14 protein-coding genes are annotated in these 13,490 nt (G+C 34.3%); 13 read left to right on the top strand and 1 reads right to left on the bottom strand.

What is annotated here, in order from left to right; all coding sequences use genetic code 11:
* Nucleotide 1 precedes the first annotated feature (1 nt).
* From ACSV4D_RS02755 to ACSV4D_RS02695, 13 genes are all read left to right on the top strand, one after another.
* Nucleotides 2-394 carry a hypothetical protein gene (locus ACSV4D_RS02755; protein WP_408080260.1) on the top strand — a complete coding sequence of 131 codons (393 nt, stop codon included), beginning with the start codon at nucleotides 2-4 and terminating at the stop codon, nucleotides 392-394.
* 117 nt (nucleotides 395-511) lie between these two features.
* Nucleotides 512-1,672 carry a F0F1 ATP synthase subunit A gene (gene atpB / locus ACSV4D_RS02750; protein ID WP_439227047.1) on the top strand — a complete coding sequence of 387 codons (1,161 nt, stop codon included), beginning with the start codon at nucleotides 512-514 and terminating at the stop codon, nucleotides 1,670-1,672.
* 99 nt (nucleotides 1,673-1,771) lie between these two features.
* The gene (atpE, locus tag ACSV4D_RS02745; protein ID WP_439227046.1) at nucleotides 1,772-1,963 is read left to right on the top strand and encodes an ATP synthase F0 subunit C; all 192 of its coding nucleotides are present in this window, start codon (nucleotides 1,772-1,774) and stop codon (nucleotides 1,961-1,963) included.
* Nucleotides 1,964-2,086: 123 nt separating this feature from the next.
* Nucleotides 2,087-2,587: a F0F1 ATP synthase subunit B gene (locus ACSV4D_RS02740; protein ID WP_408080256.1), complete on the top strand. Its 501-nt coding sequence runs from the start codon at nucleotides 2,087-2,089 to the stop codon at nucleotides 2,585-2,587.
* Nucleotides 2,588-2,591: 4 nt separating this feature from the next.
* Nucleotides 2,592-3,125, top strand: coding sequence for an ATP synthase F1 subunit delta (atpH, locus tag ACSV4D_RS02735; RefSeq protein WP_408080254.1), 534 nt, complete (start codon nucleotides 2,592-2,594; stop codon nucleotides 3,123-3,125).
* 37 nt (nucleotides 3,126-3,162) lie between these two features.
* A complete protein-coding gene (gene atpA, locus ACSV4D_RS02730; RefSeq protein ID WP_408080252.1) occupies nucleotides 3,163-4,740 on the top strand; it encodes a F0F1 ATP synthase subunit alpha in 1,578 nt (525 codons plus the stop codon).
* A 73-nt stretch (nucleotides 4,741-4,813) separates the two neighbouring features.
* A complete protein-coding gene (gene atpG, locus ACSV4D_RS02725) occupies nucleotides 4,814-5,674 on the top strand; it encodes an ATP synthase F1 subunit gamma (RefSeq protein WP_439227045.1) in 861 nt (286 codons plus the stop codon).
* A gap of 304 nt (nucleotides 5,675-5,978) precedes the next feature.
* Nucleotides 5,979-7,448 (top strand): oligosaccharide flippase family protein, encoded by a 1,470-nt coding sequence (locus ACSV4D_RS02720; RefSeq protein WP_439227044.1) that lies wholly within the window; start codon nucleotides 5,979-5,981, stop codon nucleotides 7,446-7,448.
* Nucleotides 7,449-7,485: 37 nt separating this feature from the next.
* Nucleotides 7,486-7,920 (top strand): dUTP diphosphatase, encoded by a 435-nt coding sequence (gene dut, locus ACSV4D_RS02715; RefSeq protein WP_439227043.1) that lies wholly within the window; start codon nucleotides 7,486-7,488, stop codon nucleotides 7,918-7,920.
* A gap of 84 nt (nucleotides 7,921-8,004) precedes the next feature.
* Nucleotides 8,005-9,015, top strand: coding sequence for a sugar phosphate nucleotidyltransferase (locus ACSV4D_RS02710; protein ID WP_439227042.1), 1,011 nt, complete (start codon nucleotides 8,005-8,007; stop codon nucleotides 9,013-9,015).
* A 32-nt stretch (nucleotides 9,016-9,047) separates the two neighbouring features.
* Nucleotides 9,048-10,397 carry a tetratricopeptide repeat protein gene (locus tag ACSV4D_RS02705; RefSeq protein ID WP_439227041.1) on the top strand — a complete coding sequence of 450 codons (1,350 nt, stop codon included), beginning with the start codon at nucleotides 9,048-9,050 and terminating at the stop codon, nucleotides 10,395-10,397.
* Nucleotide 10,398: 1 nt separating this feature from the next.
* Nucleotides 10,399-11,175 (top strand): DUF4292 domain-containing protein, encoded by a 777-nt coding sequence (locus ACSV4D_RS02700; protein WP_408080240.1) that lies wholly within the window; start codon nucleotides 10,399-10,401, stop codon nucleotides 11,173-11,175.
* 24 nt (nucleotides 11,176-11,199) lie between these two features.
* Nucleotides 11,200-12,477: a murein hydrolase activator EnvC family protein gene (locus tag ACSV4D_RS02695; protein WP_439227040.1), complete on the top strand. Its 1,278-nt coding sequence runs from the start codon at nucleotides 11,200-11,202 to the stop codon at nucleotides 12,475-12,477.
* Between the two features lie 77 nt (nucleotides 12,478-12,554).
* Here ACSV4D_RS02695 and ACSV4D_RS02690 read toward each other — a convergent pair whose 3' ends face one another.
* On the bottom strand, nucleotides 12,555-13,487 hold the full coding sequence (locus ACSV4D_RS02690; RefSeq protein ID WP_439227039.1) for a transglutaminase family protein: 933 nt from the start codon (nucleotides 13,485-13,487) through the stop codon (nucleotides 12,555-12,557).
* Between the last annotated feature and the right edge of the window lie 3 nt (nucleotides 13,488-13,490).

Below are 13,490 nucleotides of genomic sequence, written 5' to 3'. Positions count from 1 at the left end.
CATGATTTTAAAAAATTATAAGTCATTTCTGTTTTTAACAGTTGCAGTATTGCTGTCTTATATAATACACAAACTGGTTTTTTATATTTTCGAAATCAATCAGGAGGTATTTTATTATACATTGGAAAAATTGTATGCTGTCTTTTTTATTCTTTCATTGGGAATTATTTTGATTTTATTAAAAATAAAAGAACGTAATTTTGATCAGGTAGGCATGTCGTTTTTATTGTTAACCAGTATCAAATTAGGAGTTTATTATTTGCTTTTAAGGCCAATTTTGAATACGAAACAATACGATATTGCAACGGAGAAAATGAGTTTTTTTGCGTTATTTATTCTTTTTTTGACATTAGAAACCATTGTAACCATAAGAATATTAAGCGAAAAGCAATAAAAACAAGGCTTTATTGAGGGTTAAAAAAAAATATGTTTTTATATCCTTTTAGATATAAAATAATAATGTACCTTTGCGCCAAATTTTAGAAACGTAAATATAACATATTTTGTAATTATGGTGATTTTAAAGAGACCACTTAGATTGATTTTAGTAGCATTTTTAGCGTGTCTTCCATTGATTAGTTTTGCAAATCAAGAAGTTGATGCTGAACATGGTAAAGAAGCAGATACTCACGAAGCAGTAGCTGAAAGCCACCATGAAGGAGCTCACGCTGAACCAACTGATGATAAATCTAAAAACAAAGCTTTTATAGGTCACCACGTTTTAGATTCTCATGATTTCACATTAACGCAGGATAACAAAACAGGAGAACACTGGGGATTTCCATTACCTGTTATTTTATGGGATGAAGGATTGCATATTTTTTCATCTGCTGCTTTTCACCATGGTGAAGAAGTAGCTGAGTCAAATGGTAACTATTATGTGTTAAATCACCATGACGGGAAAATCTATAAAACTGATGCTTCAGGAACTATTCACGAAGATGAAAAAACAGGTTTCCCAACTAATGTTCGTCCACTTGATTTTTCAATTACAAAAACGGTAGTTTCAATTATTGCTGCTGCTATTTTAATGTTTTTTGTTTTCACCAGTTTAGCAAAATCGTATGCTAAAAATGGAGGAATCGCTTCTGGTGCAGGACGATTCTTTGAACCGCTTGTAGTTTACATACGTGACGAAATTGCAATCCCAAACATTGGAGAGAAACACTATAAAAGATACATGAGTTATTTATTGACAATATTCTTCTTTGTATTGTTCTTAAATATCTTTGGTTTAACACCACTAGGAATTAATGCTACTGGAAATTTAAGTATAACATTTGCTTTAGCATTATTAACTTTCTTAATTACAAATTTTACTGCTAATAAACATTATTGGGGACACATTTTCTGGATGCCAGGTGTGCCAAAACCAATGCGTATCATTTTAGCACCAATTGAGTTATTAGGTGTTGTTATCAAACCTTTTTCATTAATGATTCGTTTGTATGCCAATATCTTTGCAGGGCACATTGTATTGATGAGTATTATTGCTTTAATGTTTGTCTTTAAAAACTGGATAGGAAGTCCATTATCTTTTGGATTGGCATTTGCTTTGTCTATCTTAGAAATTTTGGTAGCCTTTTTACAAGCATATATTTTTACAATGTTATCAGCACTTTATTTTGGTTCGGCCGTTCAGGAACACCATCACGAAGAAGGACACCACTAAAAAGTTATGAGTTATGGGTTATGAGTCATTGTACGTTTAACTTATAATAAATAACATTTAGTTTTCAAAAAAGAATGTTTAATTTTTAATATATACATCATGACAGGTTTAAATTTCATTGGAGCAGGATTAATCGTAATTGGAGCTGGTTTCGGAATTGGTAAAATTGGTAGCTCTGCTATGGACGCTATTGCACGTCAGCCAGAAGCTTCAGGAAAAATCCAGACAGCTATGCTTATCGCTGCTGCACTTATTGAAGGTATTGGTTTCGCGGCTTTATTCGCAGCTTAATTAAAACTAAAAAGAGCAATAGTTGCAACGGTTGGTTGTAACTATTGTTTTTAAAATTAAAACATTACATTGCAGCATTGCAATAAGATTAAATTTAGAATATAAAACTTAGAATTATATATAATGGAAAAGTTAATAAATCAGTTTGAGTTTGGTTTGTTTTTTTGGCAAGTATTAATATTTGTTGGATTAATATTTTTATTGAAAAAATTTGCTTGGAAACCTATTCTTGATGCAGTTAATGAAAGAGAAGAAGGAATTAAGAATGCATTAGAATCTGCTGAAAATGCTAGAAAAGAAATGCAGGAACTTCAGGCTGATAACCAAAGAATTTTAAACGAGGCAAGAGCAGAGCGTGATACGATGTTAAAAGAAGCCCGTGAAATGAAAGAGAAAATGGTTGCTGATGCTAAAACTGAAGCACAAGCGCAAGGAGCAAAAATGATCGAGCAGGCTAAAGCAGCAATTGAAAGCGAGAAAAATGCAGCTATGGCTGAATTGAAATTGCAGGTTTCTTCATTATCATTAAGCATTGCAGAGAAATTATTGAAAGAAGAATTATCTAATACTGAAGCTCAGACTAAGTTAGTTGAGAAAATGTTAGGTGACGTAAAGCTAAACTAATATTATGGCAGGTACAAGAGCAGCAATTCGTTACGCAAAAGCAATCCTTAATATGGCCGATTCGATAGGAGTGGCTAAAGAGGTAAATAACGATATGATTTCAATTGCTTCAACAATCAAAGGAAACGCTGAGTTAAATACTTTTATTCAGAGTCCTACAATAAGTGTTGACGTAAAAGAAAAAGCATTATTAGAAGTTTTTGCTACAATCAATGGCGTAACCAAAGGATTATTTCATTTATTATTTGAGAATAAAAGATTTGAAATTCTGGAAGCTATTACAGTAGCCTATTCTAATTTATTTGATGAAGCCAATGGAATTGAAGTAGCTAAGGTAACTACTGCTATCCCGATGGATGCTGATTTAGAAGCTAAAGTTTTAGCTAAAATTTCATCTTTGTCAGATAAAAAAGTGACTATTAAAAATATAGTAGATCCTGCAATCATTGGAGGATTTATTTTAACTATAGGTGATAAGCAGTATAATGCTTCTATCGCTAACCGATTACAAGTATTAAGAAAAGAATTAAGTAACTAGTTTTATTGCACATTAAGTGTCTAAATTATAAATTAAGATGGCGGAAATCAAACCTGCTGAAATTTCAGCAATATTAAGAAAGCAAGTAGAAGGTTTTGAATCTGGCGCTACGCTGGAGGAAGTAGGAACGGTACTTCAAGTTGGAGATGGTATTGCTCGTATTTACGGGCTTTCGAATGTACAATATGGAGAGTTAGTAGAATTTGAAAATGGTCTTGAGGCTATTGTATTGAACTTAGAAGAAGATAACGTAGGGGTGGTACTTTTAGGACCATCAACTGGTATCAAAGAAGGTTCTACTGCTAAAAGAACACAACGTATTGCTTCTCTTAAAGTAGGAGAACAAATGGTAGGACGTGTAGTAAACACTTTAGGTCAACCAATTGATGGTAAAGGACCTATCGGTGGAGAATTATACGAAATGCCATTAGAAAGAAAAGCTCCTGGAGTAGTTTTCCGTCAACCGGTAACTGAACCATTACAAACAGGTGTTAAAGCGGTTGATGCTATGATTCCTGTTGGACGTGGACAACGTGAGTTAGTTATTGGTGACCGTCAAACAGGTAAATCAACTGTTTGTATCGATACTATCTTAAATCAAAAAGAATTTTATGATGCTGGTAAACCAGTATTTTGTATCTATGTTGCTATTGGACAAAAAGCTTCAACAGTAGCAGGAATTGCAAAAATGTTAGAAGAAAAAGGCGCAATGGCTTACACAGTTATCGTTGCTGCTAATGCTTCTGACCCTGCTCCAATGCAAGTTTATGCTCCTTTCGCAGGTGCTGCAATTGGAGAATATTTCAGAGATTCAGGTCGTCCGGCTTTGATTGTTTATGATGATTTATCTAAACAAGCTGTGGCTTACCGTGAGGTTTCTCTTTTATTAAGAAGACCACCGGGACGTGAGGCTTATCCTGGAGACGTTTTCTACTTACACTCCCGTTTGTTAGAGCGTGCCTGTAAAGTTATCGCTGATGACGGAATTGCTAAAAACATGAACGATTTACCAGAGTCTATCAAAGGAATCGTTAAAGGTGGAGGTTCATTAACAGCTTTACCAATTATCGAAACTCAGGCTGGTGACGTTTCTGCATATATCCCAACAAACGTAATCTCGATTACTGACGGACAAATTTTCCTTGATGGGGATTTGTTTAACTCTGGGGTTCGTCCTGCAATCAACGTAGGTATTTCTGTATCTCGTGTAGGAGGTAATGCTCAGATTAAATCAATGAAAAAAGTATCAGGTACTTTAAAATTAGACCAGGCACAATTCCGTGAATTGGAAGCATTTGCTAAGTTTGGTTCTGACCTTGATGCAGTTACATTAAACGTAATTGAAAAAGGAAAAAGAAACGTTGAGATCCTGAAACAAGGTTTGAACGATCCTTATACTGTTGAAGATCAGGTTGCAATTATCTATGCCGGATCTAAAAATTTATTGAGAAATGTTCCTGTGAACAAAGTAAAAGAATTCGAGAAAGATTTCTTAGAATTCCTAAACGCAAAACACAGACCAACTCTTGACGCTTTAAAAGCAGGTAAATTAACAGACGAAATTACAGATGTAATTGAAACTGTAGCGAAAGAAGTTTCAGCAAAATATAACTAATCTAGTGAATAGTGAATAGGGAGTAGTAATTAGACTATTCACTATTCACTTATTACTATTTACTTAATAAAAAATGGCAAATTTAAAGGAAATCCGTAATAGAATTACTTCCGTTTCATCTACGATGCAAATCACATCGGCGATGAAAATGGTATCTGCAGCCAAGCTTAAAAAAGCTCAGGATGCAATTACAGCCATGCGCCCTTATGCCGAAAAATTAACGGAATTATTACAAAGCCTTTCTGCAACTCTTGAGGGAGGAATTGGAGAAGAGTTTACTACGCAACGTGAAATTAACAGAGTATTGCTTGTAGTGGTAACTTCTAACAGAGGTTTAGCAGGTGCATTTAATACAAATGCAATCAAAGAAGCTAAAAACCGTGCAGCCTATTATGCAGGAAAACAAGTGGATATTTTTGCTATAGGTAAAAAAGGAAATGATATTTTAAGCAAAACAAATACAGTTATTGAAAACCAAAGTACGGTTTTTGATAATTTGACTTTTGATAATGTTGCCGCTATTGCTGATACACTGACGCAAAAATTTGTTAGCGGAGAGTACGACAGAATTGAATTGATTTACAATCAGTTTAAAAATGCCGCTACTCAGATCGTTCAGACAGAACAATTTTTACCATTAGCGCCTGTAAAATCAGACTTAAATGTTACCGCCGGAGATTATATCTTCGAACCATCAAAAGAAGAAATTGTTTTGACTTTGATTCCTAAATCATTAAAAATGCAATTGTATAAAGGAATCCGTGATTCTTTTGCTTCTGAACATGGTGCGCGTATGACGGCAATGCACAAAGCTACTGATAACGCAACTGCATTGAGAAATCAATTGAAACTAACATACAACAAAGCACGTCAGGCTGCAATTACCAGCGAAATCTTAGAGATTGTGGGTGGAGCAGAAGCTTTAAACGGATAGTTATTTATTCAGAATATTATTTTAAAGTCCCGTATTTGCGGGACTTTTTTCATTTGTAAAGAACAGTAAATCCAAAAGGTTTTTTTTATAATTTTAATTTCAAAATATGTAAAGATTACCCTCTTTTTATTATTTGCATCAGATGTTTCAGTACTATAAATAGTGTGTATCAAACTAAAAAATAAGTTTTGTTACTATTGTAAAATAACTTGTTTAAAAGAGCAACAAATGATTCCATAGCTGCGTTAATTAAACCAAAGATTTAGTTATTTTTGTTTTTTAAATAGTATTAAGACATATCATTTTGGGTTTATATAAAAATCTTTTCAAACAAACAGCCATTTACGGACTAGCTACGGTTTTGCCCAGGATGTTTAGTTTCTTATTAGTACCGCTTTATACCGATTTGCTTCCAAAAGCAGAGTATGGAAAAGTGACTATCATATTTGCCTGGATGATTTTTTTCAATGTGATTCTGGCTTACGGAATGGAAACCGCTTTTTTTAGATTTTATAATAAAGAAGAAAATAAGAAAACAGTGATTGAGACTTCGATGGTCTCTATTTTCTGGACCACTTTAGTATTCTTATTTGCGGCACTTTTATTCCGGACGAGCTTAGCTGACTGGTCAGGGATTGATTCACAGTACATTAGTTATGCTATCTGGATTTTAGCATTAGACGCCTTAGTTATTATTCCGTTTTCCAAGTTAAGAGCGCTTCAAAAATCAATGACTTATGCCATTATTAAAATTGGAAATGTATTGGTAAACCTGTTGTTGAGCGTTTTATTTTTGATTTATCTGCCTAAGTTATCTGCAGTAAATCCTACCGGTTTAATCAGTTCTTTTTATATAGAAAATTTCCAAATCGGTTACATTTTTCTGGCAAATATTATTGCCAGTTTATTGACTTTTGTAGTTTTATCGCCGGATTATGTGTTCCTGAAATGGAAATTTGATTTTGGTTTATGGAAAAAAATGATGGTATACGGGTTGCCTATTTTGGTAGCAGGAATCGCTTTTGCCATCAATGAACAATTTGATAAAATTCTTCTCGACCGATTATTACCTAGAAATATTGCAGAAGATGCAGTAGGTGAATATTCCGCCTGTTATAAATTAGGTTTGTTTATGGTATTGTACCGCACAGCATATACCCTTGGTATCGAACCTTTCTTTTTTAGTCATGCTTCGGATAAAAATGCGCCTCAGACGTATGCCATGGTCACAAAATATTTTGTCATTTTTGGATCGTTTATTATGTTAAGCGTTATCGTTTTTGCTGATTTATTTAAATTGCTGATGATCCGTGACGAATCCTATTGGGTGGCGATGAAAGTAGTTCCGTTAATTATTCTGGCTAATTTCTGTCTTGGAATTTATACGAATCTTTCTGTTTGGTACAAATTGATTGATAAGACATATATTGGAGCTTATATTTCCATTGTAGGAGCAATTATCACCTTAGTACTTAACTTTTTATTGATTCCTTCTCATAGTTATTTGGGTTCTGCGATTGCAACACTGGCTGCTTATGGAAGTATGATGTTGATTTCCTATTATCTGGGCAATAAATATTATCCTATTCCTTATGATTTTAAAAAAATAGGTGGTTATCTGGGATTGTCTGTACTGTTTTCGGTAATTTCATTTTATTATTTCAGACAAAATTATTTTGTTGGAATTGCCCTGTTACTCTCGTTTCTCTATTTTATTTATTATAATGAGAAAACCACTTTGTTGAATATTCTTAAACGTAAAAACAATCTGTAGAATAAGTGCTTACTTGTTCGTTAATAAAAATAAAAGAATGAAAATTAATATCATCAATAAATCACAGCATGCTTTGCCTAACTATGAAACTATAGCTTCGGCAGGAATGGATTTAAGAGCTAATTTAACGGAATCGATAACTTTACAGCCATTAGAAAGAACCATTGTTAAAACAGGTCTTTTTATCGAATTGCCGATAGGTTACGAAGCTCAGGTTCGACCAAGAAGCGGACTCGCGTTTAAAAACGGAATTACAGTGTTAAACAGTCCCGGAACAGTTGATGCCGATTATCGTGGCGAAATAGGCGTGATCTTAGTGAATTTATCCAATCAGGCTTTTGAGATTCAAAACGGAGAACGCATAGCACAGTTAATCATTGCCAAACACGAGCGCGCCGAATGGACTGAAGTAGAAGAATTATCAGAAACTTCAAGAGGAGCCGGCGGATTTGGAAGTACCGGAGTAAAATAAAATTTAATAATTTAAAGATTCAATGATTGAAAGATTTTTTAATCTTTCAATTTTTCAATTTTTTAATCTTTCAATAAATAAAATATGAAAATAATTGTTCCAATGGCTGGAAGAGGTTCCAGACTTAGACCACATACATTGACTATTCCTAAACCATTAATTCCGGTTGCCGGAAAACCTATTGTACACCGTTTAGTAGAAGATATCGCCGGTGTTTTAAATCAGGAAATTGAAGAAGTTGCTTTTATTATTCACGAGAGTTTTGGCGAAAAAGTCGAGCAGGATTTAATTGCTATTGCCGAAAAATTAGGAGCAAAAGGAACTATTTATTACCAAAATGAAGCTTTGGGAACAGGTCATGCGATTATGTGTGCCAAAGATTCGCTGTCGGGTCCGGCAGTAATTGCTTATGCAGATACCTTAATCCGAGCTGATTTTGAATTGGATCCAACTGCTGATGCAGTAATATGGGTCAAACAAATTGACAATCCGGAAGCTTTTGGTGTTGTTAAATTAAATGATAAAAATGAAATCATCGAATTAGTGGAAAAGCCACAGGAGTTTGTAAGTGATCTGGCGGTTATTGGAATTTATTACTTTAAAGATATTGCTGTTTTAAAACAGGAATTACAAAACGTTTTAGACAATAATATCCAAAACGGTGGTGAATACCAGATTAATGATGGTATTAAAAACATGATGGCTAACGGTAAAATCTTTAAAACCGGAGAAGTAAGTGCCTGGATGGATTGTGGCAACAAAAATGTTACGGTGGAAACCAATTCCAGAATGCTGGCTTTTCTTGCAGAAGACAAAGAAAACCTGGTTTCTAAAAATATAAAAACAGAAAATTCAACCATCATCGAACCTTGTTTTATTGGAGAAAATGTGGTGTTGATTAATGCCACGGTAGGTCCTAATGTATCTTTAGGAAATGGTTGTCATGTGATTGACAGTAGTATTAAAAATAGTTTGGTGCAAACACATGCTCATATTAAAAATGCCAATTTAGACAATGCTATGATTGGTAATCACGCTAGTTTTGATGGTAATTTTACAAGCATCAGTATTGGGGATTATTCCGTGTTAGAATAATTTTGAGATATAAAATCGTCTAATTTTTTACCATGAAAAAGGCTGTTTCTTTAATGATAATGTTCGTTTTGCTCAGCAATCCGGCTGCGTCATGGGCTCAAACAGAACCCGAAGAAATTAAGCTGGAAGACAATAAATTTAAAGATTATTTTTTTGAAGCTTTAAAGCAAAAGGCTATCGAAAATTATGACAAAGCTATTGTTTCATTGGAACGTTGCCTGAAATTAGAACCTGATAATGCAACAATTTATCATGAATTAGGTAAAAATTATCTGGCTTTAAAAGATTATAAAAATGCCTATTCTTCTTTTGAAAAAGCCAGTACATTAGACCCAGCCAATAAGTGGTTTTTAATCGGGATGTATGATGTTGATTATGCTACTAAAAATTATGAAGATGGGGTTAAAATAATCAACCGACTGATTCCTCTGGATGAAAAATTCAAAGAAGATCTGACATCGCTTTATATGAATACGGGCGAATTTGACAAAGCCCTGATTCTTATCAATGAATTAAATGAAACCGTTGGTAAATCAGAACGGAGAGAGAATTATAAAATGCAGATTTTATCGCAGGGGAAATATCAGGATGCGGAAATCAGTAACTTGCTGGAACAAATTAAAAAGTATCCAAAGGAAGAGGAAAATTATATTTCGCTTATTTACTATTATTCTAAGAAGGATGATTTAGAAAAAGTACTGGCAACAGCACATCAGTTAGAAACGGAAATTCCGGATTCAGAATGGGCACAAGTGAGTTTGTTTAAAAGTTATCTGGTTCGAAATGAAAGCGAGAAAGCCATTAAAGCAATGAATATTGTTCTGGCAAGTTCTAAAATAGATAGTAAAATAAAACACCGTATTTTCAATGAATTTCTGATTTATCTCAATAGCAACCCGCAATTTACAGCTGATTTAGATAAAGCGATTGGTTATTTTGATGAGGATAAAAATGTGAATGTAAGTCAGGAAGTAGGTAAATATTATCATAATAAAAAACAATGGGATAAGGCAATAAAATACTATCAGTTAGCGCTTAAACAAAATAGCCCTGCTGATGTTGAAACAGCTTTACTTTTGCTGGATGTATATTTACAATCCGGGGAATATCAAAAAACAGCTCTGTTTGCTTCTGATATGGTAGATTTATATCCGGCACAGCCACAATTTTATTATTATGCCGGATTGGCCTATAACCAAATGAAAGAATTTAAAAAAGCAAAAGAAATGTTAGAAACAGGCATGGATTATGTAGTAGAAAACCCGACATTAGAAATAAATTATTATATTCAGTTAGGAGAATCCTATAATGGTTTGGGGGATACCTCTAAAAAAGAGTTTTATTTTTCTAAGGCTAATGAATTATTAAAAAAACAAAAGTAAGATGAAAAGAATAATAGTATTATTAGTAGTTATAGGTATGGTTTCCTGTAAACCTAAAGCCACGGTTATCTCCACAACGGTTACAGAACCTGTTGATGATATGAAGACAGCAAGGATAATAGACAATCACTATAGCAATAAAAGTGATTTTTCTACATTATACGTCAAAGCCAGTGCTCGTTATACGGATGAAAAACAGTCACAGAATGTAACCGCAGAAATTAAAATAAACAAAGACCGGCAAATTCTGGTCAGCATACGTTTTTTAGGAATAACAATGGCTAAAGCTTCTATAACTCCCACTTCGGTGAGTTATTATGAAAAAATAAAAGGCACTTATTTTGAAGGTGATTTTACTGCATTAAGCCAGTGGTTAGGAACAGATTTGGATTATAATAAAATTCAGAATATGCTAACCGGAGAAGCTCTGGACGATTTGAATAAAGGGAAATACACTAAAATTTTACTCGATAATCTTTATCGTCTGGATGATGCTGCTAACGGAAATACACAAAAAAGCTACTATTTTAATCCAAATGATTTTACGGTAAACAAACAACAGGTAAGCCAGACGGATAAAAACAGAAGCATTCAGATTAGTTATCCGGAGAGAGTGGCTTATAAAGAAGCAAATTTGCCGGCTAGTGTTGAAATTAAAACAGAACAGCCTAAAGGGAAAACGGAAATTAACTTAAATTACAATTCTGTTTCATTTAATGAAGAACTTTCTTTCCCATATAGCGTTCCGGATGGTTACAAAAGAATAATAATTAAGTAAATTTGCAAAAAAATATTTCTTAAGATGCCAAAATATTTCCTTAGTCTGTTATTTGTATGCCTGACTGCTACCATGTGGAGCCAGTCGCAGCAAGAAAAGTTAGAACAACGAAAAGCTCAGATTCAGAGAGAAATCAGAGATAACGAAAAGATGTTACAAAACGTCAAGTCAAAGGAAAAATCGGCGATGAATGTTTTTTTGATTCAGAAAAACAAAATCAGACTGAAAGAGAATCTGATTAATACCACCGAAAAACAAACCCGGCTTTTAGCGGATGATATGTATCGCAACCAGCTTAAGATAAACAAGCTCAACCGGGAATTGAAAGTTTTAAAAGAAGATTACGCTAAGAAAATTGTAAATTCATACAAAAGCCGTTCAGAGCAAAGCCGTGCCATGTTTATCCTTTCTTCCGAAAATTTCCTGCAGGCTTATAAAAGAGCGCAGTATTTAAAACAATATACCAGTTTTAGAAAATCACAGGGAGTAGAAATCAATAAGAAATCCAAAGAATTACTTAGTATTAATGAAAAATTAATGCTTCAGAAAATTGCCAAACAAAAACTTCTGGAAGAAAATAAAAAGGAACGTTTAGCTCTGGTAGAAGAAAAGCAAGAACAGGAAAAACTGGTCAATTCAATTAAAAAAGATAAGAACAGGATTGTTTCTGATATTCGAAAAAAACAAAGAGAATCTAAAACTATTGATGCCCAAATTAACCGTTTGATTCGGGAAGCTATTGCTGAGGCTAACAGAAAAGCTGCTGCCGAACGCGCTAAGGCTGCTGCCAGCGGTGATAAATCAAAATCAGACACAGGAAAAGCAACAGTTTCCAGAGGCTCAGTTTCTTCTTCAAGGATTGAGATGACCCCTGAGGACAAAATAATTGCCGATAATTTTAAAGCCAACCGTGGAAAATTACCATGGCCGGTAGAAAAAGGATTTATATCATTAGGCTACGGTGATCAGCCGCATCCTATTTACAATACCTTAGTGGTGCACAATAGTGGTTTGGAAATCACTACTAATGAAGGAGCAAATGCCAGAGCTGTTTTTGCAGGAGAAGTATCCCGTATCTGGTTAATTACTCCTGTAAATAAAGCAGTAATGATTCAGCATGGAGATTATTTTACGGTGTATCAAAACCTGAGTTCTGTGAATGTATCTGCAGGAGAGAAAGTAAGTATCAAACAAAATTTAGGCAGAATCCGTACCAGTGGAGATACCGGAAAAACGGTGCTTAAGTTTATTTTATCTCAAAATACAACCTATATGAATCCACAGGGCTGGCTGGCTAATTAGTAGATGCTGACATAAAAATAAAAGCGGATCGGATATTTTTCTGATTCGCTTTTTTTTAGGTCTGAAAATAATACCGTTTATTGCTGCTGTTGTTCGGCATACAGTAATTGTTGCTGAAATTCAATGGAATTTTTTTGTAATTCCACATCATTGATTTCTTCAAAGTGACGTCCATCTTCATAACCAACAGAAACAAACACCGAAAGTGTTTGTTTAGAAACCCCTTTGAAAGTTCCTTTTACAGGAGTACAATCGGTAAAATTGTTTCCAACCGAGAGTTTGACATGATTGTCCATAGTCCAGATATTATTGGTCGGATCAATACCCAGCCAGCCTTGTTTTGGGGTATAAATTTCAACCCAGGCATGCGTAGCCCCTTCTCCTCTGAGTCCGCTTTCGTTAGGGCAAATATAACCGCTGACGTATCTTGACGGAATACCGGCAGTTCTTAAAAGCTGTAACAGCACATGAGCAAAATCCTGACAGACACCTTTGCGGTGACCTAAAATTTCATCTGTTGTTGTTTCAATATTGGTAATGCCTTTGGTATAGGTAAAATTGTTGTAAATGTATTGGCTACAGTCAAAAGCAATGTCAACAATCGATTTGTTTTCATAATCAATCTCTTTTAAAATAGCCATGATTTCCTGCTGCTTTCTGATGGTTTCCGGATAGCAGAGACGTAAAAGATAAATATCATTGTGAAAATCCAGATCGGCTGCTTTGGTATCCTCAGTTTCAGGAATTCTAAGCGAATGATTTACACGCACCAGCATCCGGGATTCAATAGTCATTTCGGTATGGGCTTCTAAAATATTAAAGTTGCCCACCCTGTTTCCATGATAATCATTTGTATAAGCCACATCGGGATTGTGAGTAATCAAAAGCTGGTATTGCAACACATCCTGGTTTTCAAAGTGATGCGGAAACAAGCGTATTTCATTAATGCTCTCTTTGATAGCGAAGTTGTATTTGTATTTGGTAATATGGATGATGTTAAAAACTGCCATTGT

The organism is Flavobacterium sp. ARAG 55.4 (assembly GCF_051846875.1).
Classification (GTDB): Bacteria; Bacteroidota; Bacteroidia; order Flavobacteriales; family Flavobacteriaceae; genus Flavobacterium; species Flavobacterium plantiphilum.
The sequence above is the reverse complement of the archived record's forward strand: the minus strand, read 5'-3'. Positions and strand labels throughout refer to the sequence as shown.